This window comes from Opitutaceae bacterium, assembly GCA_041395105.1.
GTDB lineage: Bacteria > Verrucomicrobiota > Verrucomicrobiia > Opitutales > Opitutaceae > B12-G4.
On the sequence record JAWLBB010000006.1, the window covers coordinates 68,012 to 89,088 of the forward strand.

Genomic DNA, 21,077 nt, shown 5'->3' on the forward strand with positions numbered 1-21,077 from the left:
TGGGTTGAAGGAGCCACTCCGTGACACGCGGAGTGGCTCTCTTTTTCAGGTGATGGCTGAGATCAAGACCGGGTCGGTGTCAGACGTCCCCGGCTCAATTGCTTCATCCGGAATGATCGGGCGGTTCAGGTAGGCCTCGTAGTCCGGGACGAGGCGGTCGTAGGCGCCGTCCATCAAAGGCGATGATATCATGAAGTCCGCCGTGGCCCGGTTGCAGGCAATCGGGATATTCCAGACGACCGCCATGCGCAGAAGCGCCTTCACGTCAGGGTCGTGGGGCTGGGGCTGGAGCGGGTCCCAGAAGAAGATAAGGAAGTCGATCTCGGCCCCGACGATCTTCGAGCCGACCTGCTGGTCGCCTCCCAGCGGTCCGCTTTGCAGCTTTACAATGGGAAACCCGAGTTCGGCTTCGAGAATCCTGCCGGTGGTGCCGGTTGCGTAGACCGTGTGGTGGACGAGGACGTTCCGGTTGTACTTGGCCCATTGGACCAGGTCGATTTTCTTGTGGTCGTGAGCCACGAGGGCGATCTTCTTGTCCTTCCCCATGGCCATTTTGCGCTGTTTCATAGTCGTTGAACGGGTTGAGTTCGGCGGCTATTCAAGCAGATCCCGTGCCCTGGCCGGTCAGTTCCGGCAGGTGCTGATGAAGAGGGAATTACGAATGTACAGGCTTTGAAGCCCCACCCGGGCGCGGCCCCACGAAGGTCTGAACGGCAAAGGGCCTGGGGAATACCGCCTACTTCATCTCGAAGACCAGGGTGTGTTCGAAGGGGGTGAAACCGGTCAGGTAAACACAGGGACCCTCCGGTTTGGCCTCGGCCCCGCGGATGGTCACGTAGGCGTGTTCGGCCCGCCCGGGCCCAAAGGTGATGAGATCGTTATCCATCCTGTAGCCGGCCCAACCATGTTTCAGGAGGAAGGCGTCGGGCGTTCCATCGATCGCCTCGACCCCTTTCATCGTGCCGCCCGCCCTCAAGGCGATCTCAATCGCCAGCGGGACTCCATCGGTGCCGGAGGCACGGACGGTCAGCTCGAACCCGGACTCTGTTTCCCGAATGAGACCCTCGTACCTCATGCGGGACACCTCGGTCTGTCGGCGCTCATCCCGGACCGCCTGCCATTCGTCAGGCGGGACGGCCCTGTCCAAGGGCTGGTAGTAGGGGCCTTCGAGTTCCTGGGTGAAGCGGAAACCTTCGGCGGTTCTTTCGAAAGTGGTGGGTGTGAATTGACCCTTCCCGAAAAAGGCGGTCGCGAACCGGATGGCGGAGATGACTGCTTCGCCCTGGCGCAGGCTGACCCAGCGGCTCTGGCCGGTGTGCAGGATGCTGGCGCTGCGCCGACCCCGGCGGATCTGGGTCAGTCCGTATTCCGGGTAGGCGTCCTCGTAGTCGTCGGGAATCGGTTCGACAGGGGAAGGGGGCGTTCAGTTCGGGGAACTCCATGAGCAGGGCCAGATCGGCCCGTTCGGGCTCGAGCGGGCAAGCATGGCGGCGTAGACTCCGTTCCGGTCGCGGATGGCCAGCGTCCGCAGGGCGAACCAGTAGCGGCGGAGATCACCCCGTGTATTCAGATCCTGGCGTCGCGATATCTCGGTGACCGCCTCGCCGTTGGCATGGAGCAGGCGGGCCATGGCATCGAGGTTGTGCCGGACGGGGTCGAGCAGCTCAGGTCGATCGAGTTTGATCGCCATCAGGATGAGCGCGGTGTCGGTAACGGCATTGTAGACCGTCGTGCTCCGCTCGATGTACTGCCCGTGGCGGTCGATATCTATCCCCTCGGCCAGCCAGGCGTCGATCCGGTCGACGCAACGTTCATCCGGAAAGAGTTCGTTGAGCTGGGCGAGGGCGGCACTGACCACCCATCGATGGTTGGGGGTGTGGATGCCGCCCTTGATCAGACCTTCGGCCGCCCGGCGGAGGAAGGGCTCCATCAGGCCGAAGAGAACATCGTCACGGTGAATTCGGGCGAGTCTGGCGGCTGACGCGACGTTCTCCACCGCGAAGCCGGTATCGGGCGGCGAATTGAAGTTCGTGGTGAGAAGATTGATGTTTCCGTCAGCCGTCTGGCATCGATCCAGATAGGCGGCGGCGATCCGCATGCGCTGAAAGAGGGCGGGATCGCGATGGAATCCGGAATCCGGGTTCAGGTAGGCGGCTGCGGCACTTTTCAGCAGAGCCGCCGCCGAACCGGGATGATGGAGGCCGGTGTCGTCCGGAATGGCCCCGACGTAGGGACTGGATGGATCGGTGACCTGACGGGCAAGCAGAGTCTCCAGTCCGGCATCATGTTGCTTGACGATGGTGGACATCAACGGGTTGTTGGTCTGGCCGTTCATTTGGATAAATGGTGTCAGTGCCCAGAGGGTCAGGAGGGCCGATCGCGCGATGAGTGAAAGAGACATCTCGATGGAGTGGTGACGACGGGATTTTCACGTCCCGGGCGACGCTCACCTGATGATGGCCGGTGTGAGGAGTGTCAACAGAATCGCCGGGTCGGTAAAGACCCGGCGATCGGCGAGCCCAACGGGCTCGAATTGAACTGGAGTTGATCCGAGTTACTGCACGGTCTTACCCAACTGCAGTTGCCAGCCCAGGACGTCGAACTGGACGTATTCCTCGGCGATTTTCCCGTCGACCATGGCAACGGTGGTCATCCCGGAAATCTTGACTGCTTTCCCGGTGGGCGGCTCGTCGCCGGGGCCGGTGTTGGTTCCGGTGACGGTCCAGCGGATGACACCGCCGCCGTTATAGCAGTCGAGCTTGTCCATGGTGATGGCGAAGTCGGGGTAGGCCGTGTGGAGGGCCTGCATGACTTCTTTCAAGCCGGCGAGATCGCTGGCGTCGGTGAGGTCTCCCGGGGCGTCGCGCTTGAAGTCCGGAGCAATGATGGCGTCGAGCTTGCTGTAGTCCTTGCTGTTCCAGACGCCGATGAATGTGGAGACGGCGGCGGTAGTGCTGCCCATGTCGGCCGGAACGGCGGGACGATTGCTGTTGTAGATGTCCCGGATGATCAGCGACTGGCCATCGATCACCTTGCGGACCTCGACGTATTTGCCGTCATCGATGACCGATCCTGAAGCATCGATTGATTCCCAGGTGCCTTCGACATAACCGAGGTCGCCCGATGATTCGGATCCGGTGGCGTGGATCAGGATGGAGTAGCCATTCTTCTTGCCGTCCCCGAACGTCTGGCCGATGGCGGCCCGTCCCACGATCGGTTCCACATTGGGCGCCATCAGGATGCCGTCCTCGGCGTAGAGCGCGCCGCCGGCAGCCTCGTCGCCCGAATTGAAAGCAGCCTGCCAGGCGGCTGCCCCCGCCCTGGCTTCGGCAGAAACCCCGGCACCGGCCTGGGCGATCGACGCGGTCAGAAGAATGGTTGCAGCCGCAGCGGTCGCGGGAAGGATGTAGAGCGATACAGATGTTTTCTTCATATTTCCAACACTTTGGGGTTTGGAACCCGGGACCGGCGCACAGGTGTACGGTCGGCCGTGGCTCTGGGGTAGTTGCGACGAACTTTGCCGGCTTTCTGGCCCAGAGCGAGCCATTTCTCTTCCTGGAAATCCCCAAGCCGTCTTTCCTGCAAGGGCTTGATCTCTCATCAGGGCGGAGATAGTCTTGGCAACGGTGAAAGCTGCTTTCCGCTTATCTGCAATTGTCTGCCTGTCGGCACTCTCCGTTTACGCCGGCCGGTGGGAGGCGCGTTTGCCGACTCCGTTGGCGGTCAACCTGAACCATGTGATTCACGACGGAGAGTTTTTCCTGGCGACCGGGGAAGGAGGGACGGTGCTGGTTTCACCGGATGGGATCACCTGGGGCAGGCAATCTCCTGATTATGATGTGTCGGTATGGGCCAAGGGATCGATGTATACCATCCGAAAGGCGAATGGTGAATGGTTCGCCATGGGCCAACCGGCACCGGGTGGTGCGGGCGCGACCGTTTTTTTCCGTTCCGCCAACCGGGTCGATTGGTCGGTGAACGAGTTCGGCAGTGATCGGATCCGAAAGGATCTCGCGTTTGGAGCCGGCCGGTATGTCTGGCCGATCAACGGTGGTCATTTCATCGAAACGACGACGAACCTTGCGGGGAGTTACTTCTTCCTCGAGGTCAACTTCCCCGGAAGTCCCAACCGTATCCTGTATGCGGATTCGAAGTTTGTCATTGTGGGAACGAAAGGACTGGTGGCGACAAGCAACGGTGGAACCAGCTGGTCGGTGCGCCCAACGGAGTTCTCGAAGGAATTGCTTGGGCTCAAGTATCTTGAGGGGGCCTTCTACGCAGTCGGGCAGGGGTTGACAATACTTCGGAGCATCAACGGTACGGACTGGACCCGGGTTCATGGTGACGATTCCTATACGCCGCTGAGCGACATCGAGTATTTCAAAGGCATATTCTATGCGCCGTCGGCTTTGGGTGATGAGATGCTTGTGTCGACCAATGGAATTGACTGGGAGTCACGCAGTCTTCCGGGTCTCTATGGCATTTCCGCCCTGGCCACGGACCAGAACAGACTCGTGGCCGTCGGAGCCCATGGCCTGCTCATGCATTCAACGGATGGTTTGGAGTGGTTCGGCATGGCTGAACCCGCGCGGTCCGAGGGCTTCGGCCGCCTTGCCAGCAGCGGATCAACTGCCGTGATTTTTCGCCGCATGAGCGAAGTCGCCTGGTCTGATGATGGCCTGAATTGGCGGACCGTCCGTCTGGACGGTGATGTGCCGATGCGGGAGATCGTCTGGTTCAAGGATGCGTTTCTGGCCTGCGATGACTATAATGGGAAGATGCTGACCAGTCCGGATGGTCGAAGCTGGTCGGTTCTGGCCGATCTGCCGATGACAACGCAGAGTCTCAATTTGAGGACCGCGGGAGAGAGGGTCTTTATGTCGGACAGCACGGGGACTCTATACTCCTCAGTCGACGGAATCACTTGGGTGACCATCCAGTTGTCCGGAACTCGCCAAATCCGAACGGCCATCTGGGGAAACGATACCTACTTGCTCAGCCACTACAATGACAGCTGGACATCGACAGACGGCGTCGACTTTCAGATTGCCCCGAAGCGTCCGAACGGGATGGGTGATCCTACCTTTCACAGAGGGAAATTCTACGCGGCCACGGGCCTCTTCGTGTTTTCGTCTCAGGATGGCAAGTCCTGGCTTCAACTGTCTTTCGATCCGTTTCCGCAATGGTTCGGAGCCTCTGGCATGTACTCGGATGGAGAAACTCTCTACCTGATGGGAAGCCGCGGACTTCTGGCCTCGTCGGCTGACGGAATCGACTGGACCTTCGACGACACCGAGTTGGCGACCTTCGCCACGAATTTCGTGACGCTCGGCGATTCAGTCCTCATCGGATTCAGTGACGGCGAGGTGGTCCAGCGCCGCGAAGATCCTCCGGAATCGGGTCTTGCCAATATCTCGGTCAGAGGGTTTCTCCCAACCGGCGATTCGGTGCAGATCGGAGGATTTGTCCTGGAAGGGACGGGCGCCCGCAGTGTCATTGCCCGTGGGATCGGTCCGTCCATTGCGTCGTCTCAACTGCAGGCGATATCCGATCCCTTGCTGACGCTCTTTCGCGGCAAGACATCGCTTTTCGTGAATGACAACTGGGAAGACTCCAGCAACCTGAACTCGCTCACGCAACGCAGTCAGGAGGTCGGGGCGTTTGCGCTGACCGCCGGATTTCCGGACGCAGCGATGCTGGTGGATCTGGATCCGGGGGCCTATACGGCGGTGGTGCGATCCCGGGCCGGAGATTCAGCGGTTGGTCTGGTTGAGCTTTTTGATGCCGGATCGTCGGGTCCAGGGGTGTCACGAATCGTGAATCTTTCTGCCCGTGGGACCGTCGAAGCTGGTGCGAACAGACTGATCGCCGGATTTGTTGTGGCGCAAGGCCGCCCGGCCAAGGTGTTGATTCGCGGCATCGGCCCCGGTTTGGGCGATTTCGGGGTCGCGGGCTTCCTGAGCGAACCTCGACTTCAGATCTTCAGCGACGGTCAGTCCCTCGGATCTGTCGAGAGTTGGGGCCAACTCGAATCGGTGGCCGCGTTGTCAGCCGCCATGCAGGAGGCGGGAGCGTTTCCCTTGCGGCGTGACTCCAAGGATGCGGCCTTGTTGGCGTATCTTGAGCCGGGTGCTTACACCGTTCATCTGACGGGACTTGCGGGTCCAGGCACGGGCTTGATCGAGATTTTTCTGCTTGAGTGATCGAGGGATCTGATCGCAACGGCGGCGGAGAAGGCGGTCCAACGCGCCGCGATCTTCATCGCGCAAGGCGTTCCCGAATGGCTGGGGCCTGCGCGAGGATGGTGCGGAGAAGGGTCCCGATCTTCGCGACATCCGAAGGCGTGACCGCGCAGCCGGTCGGAAGAGCCATGACCATGGCGCCGACCCGGTCGGTCTGCGGAAGCGCTTCAGGATTGCCGGTGGCCCTTGAGGCATAGGGCTCCATCCGGTGACAACCGGGATAGAAGTAACGGCGGGCCAGCACCCCTTCGGCCTGGAGGGCGGTGACCAATTCATCTCGAGTGAGGGGACAGAGCGACGGATCGACCTCACAAATAGCGTATTGGAAATTTGGATGACATCCCTCCGGATAGTCGAAGTAGGCGATCCCCTTGAAGTCGCGCAGTTCCTCGCGATAGGCTTCATCATTCCGGCGATTGGCCCCGATGAACGCACCGATCGACTCAAGACTGGTCAGACCCATGGCGGCACAGACTTCGGGCATCTTGGCGTTGATTCCCAGCAGGGTCACCTTGTCAACACCGCTGAAGCCGAAGTTCCGCATCAGCCGCATTTTTTCTGCCAGGGCTTCGTTGGTGGTCACGACGGCTCCACCCTCGAAGGAGTGGATATACTTGGTGGCATGAAAGCTGAAGACTTCCGCGTCGCCGAATGAGCCGATCATGCGACCTTGATGGGAGACTCCGAAGGCATGCGCGGCGTCATAAAGCAGTTTCAGGCCGTGCCGCTTTGCGATCGCATCCAATGACGCTGTCGGCGAAGGGCGCCCCCAGAGATGCACGCCCATGATGGCGCTGGTCCGGTCCGTGATCAGCGCTTCGATCCGGTCGGGGTCGATATTGTGCGTTTCCGGATCGATGTCACAGAATACCGGTGTGATGCCCAGCCATCGGAGCGCGTGGGCGGTCGCGATGAAGGTGAAGGACGGCAGGATGACCTCGCCCGAGAGCTCGAGAGCGTGCGCGGCCAACATCAGGGCCATCGTGCCATTGCAGGTGGCGACACAGTTCTTCACGCCGGTCTTTGCGGCGATTGCCTGTTCCAATTCGCGAACCATCGGACCGTCGTTGGTCAGCCAGTTGGAGTCGAGAATCGCGTCAATGCGGGCTTGCAGCCGATCGCGATTTCCAAGGTTGGGGCGTCCGACGTGGAGTTTCCCGGGGAAGGCCGGTTCGCCGCCGAGGATGGCCGGTGAAACCGGGGGGGCCGTGGTGTTCTGTCCGGGAATGGGTGCGGTGGACATGGATTTGCCGCAGCCTATTGCGAACTCCCGGGGCGAAGCAATCCCTCACGGCAGACTGTGGGAGATTGGCCCGAACCTGTCCGTGGAGGCAGTCAACCCGACCGGCGGACTGAAGGTCAGCCAAGCCGTTTGGCCGGGTTTCCAAAGACAGTCGTGCCGGGTGCGACATGGGAAATGGCAATGGCACCGGCTCCGACGGTGGCGCCGGTTCCGACCTTGATTCCGGGAAAGATCACGGCGTGGCTGCCGATCAGGACATTGTCCCCAATGTCCGCCCGCCCGAGGATGCAGGCAAAGGGAGATAGCTGTACGCAGTTCCCGATCGTGACGTCGTGACCGATATTGACGTGTCCCAGGACGCTGCAGAAATCACCGATCCGGGTGTTTGTTCCGATACCGACGAAGGATTCGATGATGACTCCCTCACCCAGTTCGACATCACCGGAAATCAGGGCTGAGGGTTGAATCAGGTTGAGAAAGCGTCCCCCTCGGGCGCGTATCCGTCGGGTTACTTCGTCGCGATCCCCGGGATCGCCGATGGCACAGATGAAGACATCGTGTTCTCCGGGAGCATAGTCGGTCGGTCCGACGATCGGGGGAAAGCCGGGAAAGGTGTCCAGGGAATCGGGGACATCACTGAGGAACCCCTCAACCGTCCAGTCGATACCCGCTCCGCGGGCAGTCCGTGACATCCAATAGAGTTCCCGACCGTAGGTGCCGGCACCGATGATGAGGAGTCTTTTTGGAGCTTGGACCTGATGGAAGAAGGGTCGCGCCGGTTGCTCGATCGCGGCAATTCCCTTGGAGGTCCAGGTGAGGTAGTCGCGCCAGGCGGCATTGTCCGGCTCGGGTGCGATGAAGGTGGAACGACCTTCCTCGATTTTCTCGATTCCGAATTCGTGATGCCGGTAATGAATCATAGTTCAGCGTCGAGCAGGATGGCTGCCCGGTAGCCGACAAAGGACAGGAAACCATCCCGCAAACCGTGATCCTTTTTGGATGCCCTCAGGATGACGGAACCGCGCGAACGGTAGGTCAGGTCGTAGGTGAATCCGGCCTGGATTCGGCCGTCGAGATCGAAGATCCGGAGACCTTCCCCCTCCCGGGGGAGGGTGCAGGCGGGAAACGCCCGCATTTCACCAAATCGGAACTGAAAATGAAGCTCGTGAGCATTGACGACGAGGGCCCGGCCGATGGAGTTGACGGTGGAAGCGTCGTGGCGCTGAAAGAACCGGCTCAGGAGTGGTTTGACGATCGCGGCCGATGAGGCGGGCGGGCCGTCCGGTGTCTCCGCATCGGTCAGGATGGCCCGCGAAAGACGAAGCCGGGCGCCTGCTTTTCCGAGGATGGCGGCCGGTATCTCGATTTCGACCGAAAGTCCGGTTGCGGGCAGGTTGTTCCCGTCAATCAACGTCTCGAGATGGACCCAGGATCCGGCCGGGAATGGCTGAAGATCGATGGGCTTCCGCAGGTTGGTCTCATCATTGAAGGCGTTTCCGAAGATATCCGCTTTTCGGGCCGTGCCGATCCACAGGCGCAAAGGCACGGCGGGGTCGTCCACGCCATCGACCATCGCCGCGATGGAAAAGCGAAGGGCCCGGCGGTAGCGTCCGGCTTCGGCCGCTTCGATTCTCTGTCCGACAAAGACCGATTGTCCGAGATCATCGATTCCCCGCAGCTCAAGGGCGTATCCGGGAAGGCCTTCCGGATCTTTGGCATCTGCCCGGGCCTGGGTCACTTCCCGATCTCCCAAACCCGCGTAGCGGACCTTCCATCGGTCGGCGAGGAAGGTTTGTTGCCAGGTCGGACAACTCAGGCCTTCCGGTGATCCCGCGTCCTCGAGTCGTCCCCACGAGGCGAAATCGCCGTTGAGCAAGAGATTCTCGGAATCGATCGATGGCATCGGCTCACATTTCAATCAATTCCGGGCAGACCATGGGTTCGGCCTCGAGCAGGGCGCTGCCCCAGGAGAGACCGGGGCCGATATCGCCGAGAAGGAGCCTCAGGCGACTCTGCCCCAGGGTTGAGGCCGCGCTGGCCACCATGGCGAGCGGGATGGACCCTGATCCGCTGATTCCATAGTCAAAAACCTTGCCGGTGTATCGGTCACGGGAAAGTCCGATCGTGCGACGGACATCTTCCTCGACCGGCAGCTCCATCGGGGTGAAGAACGCACGGTCTATTTGGTCGATGGTGGTCCCCGCCCGACCAAGGGTGCGTTGGACGGAAGCCGGCAATTCGACTCGCGCGGCCGCTCCGATGGCCTGAAAATCGATGACAAAGTCACTCGCTTCGCGAACGCCTTCGGGCGTGGCGAACATTTCGGGCCTTGGGGGGTTCCGGACTCCTCCGACCGGCATATGGAACGCTCCGAAGCGGGAGCCATCACCGCCCGAATCAAAGACCATTGCCGGCGCACCCTCGACTGATTCCAGGGCGCACACCGTTCCGCTGTGGCCGGCTATGACCTTATGAGGCGAATCGGACAGAACCGTTCCCTCGTTCTTCGAGACCTCACCCGAAAGGAGCAGGGCGCGGCGCAGGCCGCCGCTGGCGAGCATGGCAGCCACGAGTTGGAGTCCATGGAGAAACCCATCACTGCCGCTGGGCAGGTCGAAGGCGGCGGCGGATTTCGGGATGCCGAGGCGATCCTGAAGGATGATCGCGGTCGCCGGAATCGGGTAGTCCGCGGTCAGCGTGGTCATGACCACAAGGTCGATGGTCTCCGGTTGCCACTCGAGAGCCTGGATCAGGTATTGTGCGGCGGCGTGGCAGAAGTCGGATTGGCATTCGTCCGGAAGGGCTGCCCGGCGATAGGCGGTCTCGCCTCGCTTGCGTTGAGCGACGAGACTTGCGGCGACGGGTCCGAGGTCCTCCCATTTGACAGGGCGCAGGACCGGAACGGCGGCGCCGATTCCGACCAGACGGACATTGGGTATCGAAAGGGTGGGCATGGTTCAGGTCAGGCCTCCATCCATGATGAGATTCTGGCCGGTGATCCATTTTCCGGCAGGTGACAGGAAGAAGGCCACGGCGTTGGCGACATCTTCGGGGTGACCGTAGCCGAGAGGGTAGCGTGCCTCGTCGGCATCCACCAATTCCCTGGATACCTGTTGCGCGAATCCGTCGACGACCTCGGTCTTGACCATCCCTGGAGACAGGCAGTTCACCCGGATTCGTGATACGGCCAGTTCGTGGGCCAGGACCCGCATGACTCCGACCAGCGCGGCCTTGGATCCTGCGTAAATGGAATGACCGCGGGCCCCGATGAATGCCCCGAGTGAGGAGACGAATACGATCGACGCGCCATGATTCAGACGCTTTCCCTTGAAGAGGCGCTGGGTGAGGAAGAGGGGAGCTTCCACGTTGATTGCGTAGACCTCGTGGTAGTGACGCTCGGTGGAGAATTTGAAGGGGTGCAGGAGGGTCACGCCGGCACAGTGGCTGATCCCGTCCAACCCGGGCATTTGCGCCACGAGCGCATCGCGTGCGGCGGTTTGGGTCAGATCGGCCGGGTAAGCGAGGTGTTCGCTGCCGGACAGTTCGGCAGCAGTTGCCTCAAGTCGGGATTCATTTCGCCCGGTGATGATCAGCCGGGCGCCCAGTCTGGAGAGGGTGATGGCGGTCTGGCGCCCAAGACCGGCCGTTGCACCGGTGACAAGGATGGTCTTCCCGGTCAGGTCGAACGGGTTCATAACTCGATCAGCCCGGGAAGGACGACCCCGGTATCGGATTCCCAGTAAACGGAGGCCCAGGACAGGCCGACTCCGAATCCGGACATCACGATTCGTGCCGGTCCAGCGGCGATGCGTTCGCGCAGGTTGGCGGTGATGGTCAGCGGCACGGTGGCCGAGCTGGTGTTGCCGAAATCAAAGAGGGTGGTGGGGGCCTGTTCCGGCTTGATCCGCAGCTTGCGGGCGACCTGGTTGTTGATGAAGAGGTTGGCCTGATGGAAGACGAAGGCATCGATTTCCGGCACGCTGACGGCGGCGCCTTCAAGCAACTTTCGAATGGAGACCGGTACTTCCCTCAGGGTAAAATTCATTATGTCGGCCGCATCGAGGACGACATCGGTCGCGCCCCGGGATCCTCCAGTCTCGAGCGCGTCTTTCTTGAAGGCGGCTGCTCCTACCGGCTGGCGGGCCCCACCGGCAGGAACGTAGATCGTACGGAAGCCCGCCCCATCGCTTCCCAACTCAAAGTGAATCGGTTTCGACCCGGGACTCCGTTCCATGGCGGTGGCCGAGCCGGCATGGCCGAAGAGGACGGCGCTGGCCGGGTCGCTGTCGCCATGCATCTTGGAGACGTCGCCGGCCATGATCAGGCCCTTCCGGCAGCCGGCCGATTCCAGGAGGCTGCCCAGGATGTGAAGGCCGTAGGTGTATCCGGAGCACCCCAGGTTGACATCGAAGGCCAGGCAACTCCGGGGCAACCCCATCCGATCCTGAAGGATCTGGGCCGTGCTGGGGAAGGGGTAATCGGCCGTCTGCGTCACGAAAACGAGGGCTTCGATCTCATCCGGCGTCCAGCCCAGTTCGCCGAGAAGATGATCACCGGCGGCCTGACAGAGGTCCGAGCTGCAAAGCTCCTGCGGTGCCCACCGGCGGTACTGAATGCCGGTGTATTTGATGACTTTCTGGCGCTGTTCCTCCGAGACGACGGCATAGTCGGAGTTGGAGACCCGGTTGCTCGGGACCGCCGAGGCGATTCCGGCAATGCGAACGTTCTTCAGCGTGGCCAGGGCCATCGAAATCAGGAAGCCTTCTTGGCTGAAACCAGATCGTAGACGTCCTGCAGGGTGTCACAGGCCCGAAGATCGGCTCCGGCGATCTGGACCTCGTACTCGCAGTCGATCATGGCGATCAGGCAGAGCAGGGCCAGCGAGTCCCACTGTGCCATCTCGTGGTATTTCGTTGAGGGCTCGAGCGAGTTGGGCTCGATGCCTTCAATGGCGTCTTCATAGAAGCGGACGAATTGATCGACGTCCGGGGACTGGGCATTTTCTGTCATGATGGAATCTTGCGGGACGGCAAAGGGCAGTGGACTCGCGGGAGGGAACTCGGTGAGCGCAGTGACGGGAAACGCCTGGGGAGTCCGACCCTGGATGGAGGAATGAGTCTCATTCGAGGCCTTGAGTAAACCCGTGAAAGGAGTGTCGCAAATGTATTTTGCCGCAGCGGGCGGATTTGGACCCAGGACGCGGCCGCCGTGGTGCTGTGGATCTCAGGACGTGGTGCGACCCAGGGCATCGGCACAGGCTCGCTGGAATCCGCAAATCCGCTCCTCTTCGTCACTGAGAATCCCCTTGAGGTGGGCGGCTCCGACACCTTTTTGAACCTCCTCGCAGATGCCGACGTCTTCCGCGAAGATGGCTCTGACGAATTCGGCGGCCGAGAGATAGAACTGCTTCTTGAGGGCCGTTTCCATCCGGGTCATCTCGCCCAGGCCGTTGGTGGCAAAGAGCAGGCTGGTCAGGCGGGTGGATTTTTCATCGACCGGCAGGAGAATCTGGAGGCTGAAGGATTCCCCGCGGGTTGAGGCGAAGACGAAATTGGGAAAGAGGTAGAAATGCCGGTAACCCTCGAGTCGCTGTGGCCGCCGGTTGAGGAACGAATAAACCCGGTCGAGCTTGGCCGCGATCGCCTCAGGCATGGGCGAGTGCACGGCGGAATTCTCCCCGGTGAAGGTGAATTGACTTCCCCGGGCCTCTTTTCCCGCCGGTTTGAAATCGTCCGGCGTTGCCATCTGTTCAGGCGCCGGAGCCGGGGAGGACGAATCGGACGTCACGAGACCGGTCAACCCCAGTTTCTTGATTGTGGTGGGATGGACCCAATCCACATGATAGCCCTCGAGGGTATTCTCGACCACGATTTTCCAATTGGCGGAGATGGTGTAGTCGGTCCGTTCAACCACCTCCCCCAGTGCCGTGGTCAGATTGGTCAGCGGACCGGCAAAATCGGCGAACTGCATTTCGAGGTCCTGGTGCGCGGGCGGCGGCCGGTCGGGGAATTCCTTCTTGATAAAGAGGAGGGGGCCAAACTTGCGAACGTGCCATCGACTCAACCGATAATCGGGCAGTGTTTCCGGAGTGATTTCCGCGATGAGGGGACGCCGGGGAATGGCGTAGGGAATGCCCTCGGCGTTGTAGATCCATCCGTGGTAGGGGCAGCGCAGTTCCCGATTGCCGCAGGGCTCTCTGTGCAAGCGGGCAAACCGGTGGGAGCAGACATTGTTGAAGGCTTTGATCTCTCCCTCGAAGTTCTGCAGGATGACCGGGATGCCGCACACCTCGAGGCATCGAAAGTCCTGGTGATTGGGCAGATCGTCAGCAAGTCCGGCGAAGAGCCAACGCTTCAGGAAGATGTTGTCCCTTTCGGCGGCGAAAACCGTGGGATCGGTGTAGTCAAGAGGAGTGATCAGGGGCTGCATCGGATTAGAATGCGTATAGAATTGTATCGTAGCGCACGTTGCTGTGGTGCCGGAGGCCGATCCGGTAGCCTTTTTCCAGCCCGGCGATGAACTGTGGAAGGTCGATCAGGTCGGTGGGCAAATGGTAGGCACAGACCGCGAGTTTGGGCTTGGATCGTTTGAGGTGGCCGGATGCCCCTTTCAGCGCCTTGAGCTCGTGCCCCTCAATATCGAGCTTGAGCAGCGAGATCGGCTCGCTGATGTCGTGGTCAAGGGTGACACAGGGCACATCGATTTGATTGATGTTCTCAAAAGGGTGCGGTCCGGATGGTGTGTCGTGAGAGATATACGACCCGGCGTTGGAATGCTGGTTGAACGAAAGTGTGCGGGATTCATCGCCCACGGCCTTCAGGTGCAATGCAATGCGCGAATCGTAGCCGTGGAGGCTTTGCCGTGCCAACCAGGCCTCAAGCTGCTGGTAATTGACCGGATCCGGCTCGTAGGCATGGATCTGCCGGAACTGTCCGTGAGCTGCCTGGATAAACGTCTGAACGCTGTCGCCGGTAAAGGCACCACCGTCGACATAGACCTCCCCGGATTGGACCTGGAAAAGTCCTGATCGAAAGTATCCGGCATCAGCCGGCCGATTCACCGCCAAGAGATACTCCCGGTCCGTTTCAAGATGATAGAGAAGCGAGGAATAGAGCGTCTCGACCGATGAATCATCGCAAAGAAGGCGTTCCGTCTCTCGGAAATCATCCGCTCGACTGAGGATGGTCTTCATCCAGTCGGACACCCTGATGTCCGGTTTGATCTGCAGGGCGCGAATCGCCTGCAGGTAATTCAGCATACGGATATGAAACTCGAGACCCAGGCGTTCAAAGTGGCTGTAGCCCGCGTCTGATTGGCCACTGTTGATGCAGATGATGTCAGGCCGCTTCCGGACAAGTGAAAGGAGTTGTTCCGTATTGATGCAAGCATGCCCGAGAATCACCTCTCCGGCGTGATAATCATCAACAACGGCGACAACATCAAGTGGTCCCGCATAGTGAAGAAAAACCGTCGCCCAAAAACCGGTTCCGCACACAATAAAGGACAGTTGTTCGCGATGAGGCCAATCGATATCCCCGGCCCATTTTGGCAGGCCATGAAGGGGGTTCCCTGTCGCTGTTTGAACAGATCGATCGAATCGATCCCTGAGGAAATCAAGGTGCTTCACGGGCGTGCATTGCGGAAAGGCGGGAGATGGAGCGAAGGCAGGTTTCATCACTAACTGCCGCCTGGTGCAAGATCAGTAGAAATAGAGGCAAGTGTCCCATCGTTCTTCGGTATGGTGGCGGAGTCCGATCCGGTATCCCTCGGAGAGCTGGTCGACCGCCCGGGTCAGGTCGACAAGGTCGGTCGGCCGGTGGTAGGCGGAGATGGCCATTCTTGGGTGTGCTGCATGAATGGTTCCGGCGGCGCCACGGAGTGCACTCAGTTCAGCACCTTCGATATCCATCTTGATGAAAGTGGGCGGTTCATCGAGAAGATCGTCGAGCCGGCGCACCTTGACCGAAGCAACCCCTGCATCGGTTGATGTCCCTTGAAGCAGGTGACCGCCGTGTCCACCCTGATGGGCAAAGGGGATCTCTTCTTCGACTTCGCCGAGTGCACAGGAATGCAAGATGACTCTCTGTGGTTGATCAATGGCCGAAATCCCCTTGATGAAGTTCCGCAAAGTATCGCTGTTGTAGCGATCAGGCTCAATCATCCAGATTCGGTCGAATCTCCCATCGGTGGCATCGAGAAGTGCGGCAGTGGACTCTCCGATAGAGGCTCCGCAATCGACGAAGCGCTCCTGCGAACCCGGCACAAAGAGACCCGACCTGAAATAGAGGGTGCAGTAGATTCGGGCGGCGTTGAGGAGCCATTCCGGATTGCAGGTCAGTTGCGACAGCAGGACAGAGGAGAGTGTGAAACGCGAATAGTCGTCGGAAAGGCGTGTCTGCAGATTATGGAATTCAGGGAATCGGGCGGCAATGGCCGGACCCCAGTCGTCGATGCGGTGATCCTTGGCCGGATGGATTCCAAAGAGTCGGATGGCCTGCTCGAAATTCAGGTGGACGAGGCTCTTCTCCCGGGCCATTTGCCGGAAAAAGCGACGCGATCGATCATAGCGGCATCCGCTTACGGCGATGATGTTCCCGCCTTGGGAGGCGCGCCTGATCCATTCTTCTGACGTGATGATCGGAAGCCCTTCGAAATGTTCGTTCTTTCCCGCCCGGAAATCATCGACAGCTGCCGTAATCTTGACCCGGCTGTCCACCTCGGAGATCAGGATTCTGGAGAACGGTGTGGTTCCGAGCAGGATGACTTCGGTCTCGGGGCCGGATTCCTCGAAGATCCGGCGGGATTTCCGAGGAAGTGCGAAGCAAGGGTCATCCCCGAATGCATCAACCGCCAGGGCGAGCGCCTCATCGATCGGAAGGTCGCCGAGATCGATCCGGTTGACGATTCGTGAGATGAGATCGGAGGGAGGAGTCAACATGCCTGGTGAATTCGGTCGATTTCGTGGAATGGGTTTGATCCAGGTTTTATTCAATCGTGGCGTCCATTCTTCTGTGAAGCAGTCCCGACGGTCGCGCACCATTCCCTCCAGACAGCGAGAAGTTGAGTTTCAAGCTCGCGCGTAAACTCTGTGCCATCACCGAGCAATGGTTCAACCCGGAGCCTGAGAACCGGACGCCAGGCAGACAATTGATCGAGATTTGATGCGGCGGCGACGGCCCGCTCGATATAGTCGTCCTTATTGGTTGCCGCCAGGTCTTCCAACCCGATGACTCGAAGCAAGCTGGGCCCTGTTCGTGCGACTGTGCTTGATCCCGCCAGAGATACGAAGGGCACTCCCATCCAGATGGCGTTCAGGTTGGTTGTGCCGCCGTTGTAGGGGAAGGTGTCGAGGAGAAGATCCACCCGATGATGGAGGGCGAGGTAGCCTTCGAGGGGCAATCGATCGATGAGGTCGAGGCGGTCGGCCGCGATGCCCTGATCCTGCATGATCTGCCCGACAGAGTGTCCGGACCGCCCCACGATGAGCATCCGGGCAGTCGGCAGGCGTTTGAGGATGGCGACCCAGGCATGGATGGCTTCCGGGGTGGCCTTGGCCAGATTGTTGAATGAGCCGAAGGTGATGAACCCATTGCTCAATGCGGGGAGCGGATTGACTTCGGGGCAGCATTCCGGAGGCCGATAGGTGGCCGCACCATGACGAAGCCGAAGGAGCTTTTCGCTGCCCGAGGATCCCCCGTCGGCTTCCGGATCGATCGCATGATCGGTCACCCGGAAGTCGATCGAGGTCAGGCCGGTGGTCTGCATGTACCCGATCATGGACACCTGGATCGGAGCCGGCTTGCGCGCGAAGACGAGCAGGCGGTTGTGGGCGGTGTGTCCGGACAAGTCGACGAGGATGTCGATTCCGTCGCCGCGGATCCGGTCCGCCATGGCCTCATCATTGAGAGCCCAGACAGGTATCCAGTGATCAACGACCGACTTGAGGTCGGCGGAGATGCCGTCCTCGAGACGGTGGTTCGAATAGGCGAATACTTCGAATTGAGTGCGATCGTGCCGGGAAAGGACCGGTTCAATGAAGCGGGCTACCGGATGATCGCGAAAGTCACCGGAGACATAGCCGATCCGGAGCCGGCGGTCGGGGTCGCGAGGATTGGGGTGGGGACGGCGACCCCGGGCGAAGGGCGCCTCAAACTGCCGGCCCACCTCGAGGTGCTCTTCGATCAGGGACCGGCCATCGAGGGTTCCGCCGTAGTTCAGGGTGAGCAATCGGTTGCTCAGGGCGTGGTGATAGCCGGGTCTGAGGAGAATCGCCCGTTCGAACGCCGCGAGGGCGCTTGCCGCATCTCCGAGTTCATTGAAAACCGTGCCGAGGTTATTGTGGGCAACGGCATAGGTGGGTGTTATTTCGATTGCCTTCTCAAACGCCGTTTTCGCTTTGAGGAAATCGCCTTTTTCCTTCAGGGCGTTCCCCAGGTTGTTCAGGGCAAGATGTGAGCGGGGATTGAGCTCGAGGGCTTTCCAGTAGCACGCGATGGCCCGATCAAGGTCGCCGGTTTCCTTCAGCACGATGCCCAGGTTGTTGTGGGGTGCATCGGCCTTCGGGTTCAGGTCGCTCGACCTTCGGAAGCAGGCGGCGGCTTCCTCATAGGAACCGGAATCCTTGAGAGCGAGGCCGAGGTTGTTCTGTACCTCCGCTGAATCCGGATGGAGGGCGGCAGACTCCCGGAGGATGGATACCGCTTCTCCGGCCCGGCCCTGAAGCCGGAGGGCCTCGCCCAGTCGGGTTAGCGCCTCGAGATCCCCCCGATCGCGGGTCAGGACAGCCCTCAGGTGCTTTTCCGCTTCAACCGGGTTGTTCTTCGCCAGTAGAACGATCGCGAGCTTTTTTTCACAGGCGGTTGATTGCCGGTCGAGACGGTGGGCGCGGCGGAGGAGTCTCTCGGCTTCGTCCATGCGCCCCTGGCCGAGCTCGAGGATACCGGCGAGGTGGTAACCGTCGAAGTTTCTCGGGGCCGCCTTGCGGACCGCGGCATACCCATCCCGGGCCATGTCCGATCGCCCGGCCTTGTGGTTGGCGAGAGCGTCATGGAGAAGACGCTGGATTCGGGCTGGATTCATTCGGTCGGGATCGTAATCGGAAGGAGGACTTCCGAAATGCTCAAAGCAAAGACCCCGCCGGGTCAATCATGCCGTGCCGTCCACGCCGAGAAAACCGGCATGGTTGAATTTCCGGATCTAACGACTACTGAACAGACCTGGCTGTCTCGACGATCGCTTCGGGGTCCATCCTCACCTTGTAGTTCGGGTCGACATGGGCAAACCGGATGATGCCTGCCCCGTCGATGATGAAGACGGACGGGTAGGGCAGGAGGTGATGGTTTTGTCCTGAATCTCCCTCCAGATCGATCCCATAGCTGTTCAGGTACTTGTCGACCAGTTCATCCTCGACCCTGAAGGAGATGCCCAAAGCGCTGGAAACCGTCATCGGACTGTCGGAAAGCAGTGTGTAGGGCAGTCGGCCGAGATCGGGCTTGGCCCGAAGTTTCTCCGGTCGGTCAGGACTGATGGCTAGGATCTGGTAGCCTGACGTTTCCAGTTCGGGAACAATTTCCGCAAGAGCCTCCAGGTGTTTGTTGCAATAGGGGCACCAACCACCCCGGTAGAAGCGGAGACCGCTCCGTTTTCCGGCGAGAAGGTCCTGCAGGTCACCGACCTCCCGCGGATCGGTCCTGAGGGATCCGGCCGGGACGGGATCGCCGGCCTTCAGATGGTCGACTTCGGTTGCGGCCCGAAGAACGGCCAATGCAGAAAGGCCAAGCGCCAGGCTCAGGGCAGTCAGGGAAAGCGGAGATTTGATCATGATCCGGGAGATTACGCGGTATTTGATGGGATAGAGCAGCCGGTGGGTTCCCCTATTCCGTTGAATCCGGCGATTGTGGCAATCAATTGGTGATGTGCGCGGAGGAAGAACCGATGGGACGAACCCTTTCCGCTTGTTGCGGAGACCGCTTGCCGGTAGCGCATTAGGGATGTTGCCAACACAACAGGGGTCGGTCCGTCTCTTTCAATTCCGGGGAATCACGGTCTGGCTCCACTGGAGTTGGCTGATTGTGGCCATGTGGGGGATCAGCCGGCGGCAGGGCGCCTACGCGTCGCCCGTCTGGAATGTGGTCGAATACCTGACGCTTTTCGCCATTGTGCTGATGCACGAATTTGGACATTCCCTGGCTTGTCGCCAGGTCGGTGGCCAGGCGGAACGGATTGTCCTCTGGCCTCTCGGAGGCATCGCCTATGTGAATCCGCCCTTTCGCCCCGGAGCGCAGCTCTGGAGCATTGCGGCCGGCCCACTGGTCAATGTCGCGCTCATCCCCATCATCTACTTTGCCTCCCAACTGCTGATCATTACGGGGGCGGCTCCCGCTTCGCAGGATTTCTGGACCTGGGTCTCGATGACCTCCCTGATCAACCTGGTCCTTCTCATCTTCAACGTGCTCCCGGTCTACCCGCTGGATGGCGGACAGATACTGCGGAGCCTGCTCTGGTTCGGGCTCGGCCCGAGGAAGAGTCTTCTCGTGGCCACGTCGGTCGGGATGGTCGGTGTAGCCGGCCTGATCGGTCTGGCCGTCTGGTGGCAGGACCTGTGGGTCGGGATCATGGCTCTTTTCATCGGATCGAATTGCTGGCGCGCCTTTCAGGCGTCGCGGGCGATTTCGTCCCGGTAAGGACGGATCCACTTCCGGCGGACCAATACCATTTCGGGTCTGGAATTCTCCGGTAGTTTGGGCTACCGTCCTGGAATGAAGTTATCGAGTACACTGGAAAAGGCTCTGAACAAGCAGATCGGGATGGAATTCGCCTCCGCTCATGCTTACCTGTCGATGTCTGCCTATTTTGAGCGGGAAGCCTGGGATGGGTTTGCCGCCTGGATGGCCATGCAGAGCGGCGAGGAGCGCATCCATGCCATGAAATTCTACCACTATGTGCTGGATCGGGAGGGTTCGGTCAAACTTCCCCAGATCCCGGCGCCAGTAAGCGAGTTCGATTCGCCGCTCGATGTTTTCAAGGCGAGTCTGTCGCAGGAGCAGGAAGTATCCAAGAGCATCTATGGGCTCTACAAACTTGCCCATGACGAGGCGGACTACGCCACGGTCTCCTTTCTGAAGTGGTTTGTCGATGAGCAGGTGGAAGAGGAAAAGACGGTATCCGACATGATCGACAAGTTGAAGCGAGCCGGGGACAACAACGAGGCCATGCTCATGCTCGATCGATTGGCCGGCGAGCGCCCGACGGCTCCCGCTGCCGGGGAGTAGCCGTTCGGGTCCGACCGGAATTTGAGTCCGAGCGGAAGCGCAGCTCTCACCACGATACGCAGGCACGGCAGGTGAAAGCGGGTGGGGCGGGTCTCCCCACCGGGACGGGGTGACTGTGGAAAGCCACCCGATCCATCAACCGATCGGGTGATCATTCGCCTCGCGTCTCTGTCTCTCCTTGAGAAGGGGGCGAGGCCACCCAAGCGATCGGTCTGACTTTGGGCCGGGTTCCGCTGGCGTGCTTTTCGCCCTTTACCTATTCGGATGGATCATCCGCTGGATGGTTTGGGTGGGTGAGAAATCAAGCCAATCGATCAATTT

General features: G+C 60.3%; 19 protein-coding genes. 3 read left to right on the plus strand and 16 right to left on the minus strand.

Annotation, left to right across the window (positions count from 1 at the left end; all coding sequences use genetic code 11):
• Positions 1-45: 45 nt before the first annotated feature.
• The 4 genes from R3F07_16585 to R3F07_16600 all read right to left on the minus strand — a co-directional run bounded on the left by R3F07_16585 (position 46) and on the right by R3F07_16600 (position 3,433).
• Positions 46-567: a methylglyoxal synthase gene (locus R3F07_16585; GenBank protein MEZ5278000.1), complete on the minus strand. Its 522-nt coding sequence runs from the start codon at positions 565-567 to the stop codon at positions 46-48.
• Between the two features lie 169 nt (positions 568-736).
• Positions 737-1,075 (minus strand): hypothetical protein, encoded by a 339-nt coding sequence (locus tag R3F07_16590; protein MEZ5278001.1) that lies wholly within the window; start codon positions 1,073-1,075, stop codon positions 737-739.
• Between the two features lie 348 nt (positions 1,076-1,423).
• The gene (locus R3F07_16595; protein ID MEZ5278002.1) at positions 1,424-2,401 is read right to left on the minus strand and encodes a hypothetical protein; all 978 of its coding nucleotides are present in this window, start codon (positions 2,399-2,401) and stop codon (positions 1,424-1,426) included.
• Positions 2,402-2,554: 153 nt separating this feature from the next.
• Complete coding sequence (locus R3F07_16600; protein ID MEZ5278003.1) at positions 2,555-3,433, minus strand: ester cyclase; 879 nt, start codon at positions 3,431-3,433, stop codon at positions 2,555-2,557.
• A 193-nt stretch (positions 3,434-3,626) separates the two neighbouring features.
• Between R3F07_16600 and R3F07_16605 the strand changes: the two genes are divergently transcribed.
• Positions 3,627-6,203 carry a hypothetical protein gene (locus R3F07_16605; GenBank protein MEZ5278004.1) on the plus strand — a complete coding sequence of 859 codons (2,577 nt, stop codon included), beginning with the start codon at positions 3,627-3,629 and terminating at the stop codon, positions 6,201-6,203.
• A 55-nt stretch (positions 6,204-6,258) separates the two neighbouring features.
• On the opposite strand, the gene R3F07_16610 is transcribed toward R3F07_16605, so the two are convergent.
• From R3F07_16610 to R3F07_16665, 12 genes are all read right to left on the minus strand, one after another.
• Positions 6,259-7,485, minus strand: coding sequence for a DegT/DnrJ/EryC1/StrS family aminotransferase (locus tag R3F07_16610; protein ID MEZ5278005.1), 1,227 nt, complete (start codon positions 7,483-7,485; stop codon positions 6,259-6,261).
• Between the two features lie 116 nt (positions 7,486-7,601).
• The gene (locus R3F07_16615; protein ID MEZ5278006.1) at positions 7,602-8,405 is read right to left on the minus strand and encodes an acetyltransferase; all 804 of its coding nucleotides are present in this window, start codon (positions 8,403-8,405) and stop codon (positions 7,602-7,604) included.
• Positions 8,402-9,388 carry a hypothetical protein gene (locus R3F07_16620; GenBank protein MEZ5278007.1) on the minus strand — a complete coding sequence of 329 codons (987 nt, stop codon included), beginning with the start codon at positions 9,386-9,388 and terminating at the stop codon, positions 8,402-8,404. The genes R3F07_16615 and R3F07_16620 overlap by 4 nt, the downstream gene beginning before the upstream one ends.
• Positions 9,389-9,392: 4 nt before the next feature.
• The gene (locus tag R3F07_16625) at positions 9,393-10,439 is read right to left on the minus strand and encodes a 3-oxoacyl-[acyl-carrier-protein] synthase III C-terminal domain-containing protein (protein ID MEZ5278008.1); all 1,047 of its coding nucleotides are present in this window, start codon (positions 10,437-10,439) and stop codon (positions 9,393-9,395) included.
• A gap of 3 nt (positions 10,440-10,442) precedes the next feature.
• Positions 10,443-11,180, minus strand: a complete 738-nt coding sequence (locus R3F07_16630; GenBank protein MEZ5278009.1) for an SDR family oxidoreductase — start codon at positions 11,178-11,180, stop codon at positions 10,443-10,445.
• Complete coding sequence (locus R3F07_16635; GenBank protein ID MEZ5278010.1) at positions 11,177-12,232, minus strand: ketoacyl-ACP synthase III; 1,056 nt, start codon at positions 12,230-12,232, stop codon at positions 11,177-11,179. Before R3F07_16635 ends, R3F07_16630 begins: the two co-directional genes overlap by 4 nt.
• A 5-nt stretch (positions 12,233-12,237) precedes the next feature.
• Positions 12,238-12,495, minus strand: coding sequence for a phosphopantetheine-binding protein (locus R3F07_16640; protein MEZ5278011.1), 258 nt, complete (start codon positions 12,493-12,495; stop codon positions 12,238-12,240).
• A 213-nt stretch (positions 12,496-12,708) separates the two neighbouring features.
• Positions 12,709-13,914 (minus strand): aromatic ring-hydroxylating dioxygenase subunit alpha, encoded by a 1,206-nt coding sequence (locus R3F07_16645; GenBank protein ID MEZ5278012.1) that lies wholly within the window; start codon positions 13,912-13,914, stop codon positions 12,709-12,711.
• A 4-nt stretch (positions 13,915-13,918) separates the two neighbouring features.
• Positions 13,919-14,980 (minus strand): FkbM family methyltransferase, encoded by a 1,062-nt coding sequence (locus tag R3F07_16650; protein MEZ5278013.1) that lies wholly within the window; start codon positions 14,978-14,980, stop codon positions 13,919-13,921.
• A 204-nt stretch (positions 14,981-15,184) separates the two neighbouring features.
• Positions 15,185-16,423 (minus strand): FkbM family methyltransferase, encoded by a 1,239-nt coding sequence (locus tag R3F07_16655; GenBank protein ID MEZ5278014.1) that lies wholly within the window; start codon positions 16,421-16,423, stop codon positions 15,185-15,187.
• 50 nt (positions 16,424-16,473) lie between these two features.
• Positions 16,474-18,564, minus strand: a complete 2,091-nt coding sequence (locus R3F07_16660) for a tetratricopeptide repeat protein (protein ID MEZ5278015.1) — start codon at positions 18,562-18,564, stop codon at positions 16,474-16,476.
• A 124-nt stretch (positions 18,565-18,688) separates the two neighbouring features.
• The gene (locus R3F07_16665; protein ID MEZ5278016.1) at positions 18,689-19,306 is read right to left on the minus strand and encodes a peroxiredoxin-like family protein; all 618 of its coding nucleotides are present in this window, start codon (positions 19,304-19,306) and stop codon (positions 18,689-18,691) included.
• 169 nt (positions 19,307-19,475) lie between these two features.
• On the opposite strand from R3F07_16665, the gene R3F07_16670 reads away from it, so the two are divergent.
• Together R3F07_16670 and R3F07_16675 are read left to right on the plus strand one after the other, a co-directional pair.
• Complete coding sequence (locus R3F07_16670; GenBank protein ID MEZ5278017.1) at positions 19,476-20,168, plus strand: site-2 protease family protein; 693 nt, start codon at positions 19,476-19,478, stop codon at positions 20,166-20,168.
• A 75-nt stretch (positions 20,169-20,243) separates the two neighbouring features.
• Positions 20,244-20,756 (plus strand): ferritin, encoded by a 513-nt coding sequence (locus tag R3F07_16675; protein ID MEZ5278018.1) that lies wholly within the window; start codon positions 20,244-20,246, stop codon positions 20,754-20,756.
• Positions 20,757-21,077: the final 321 nt, after the last annotated feature.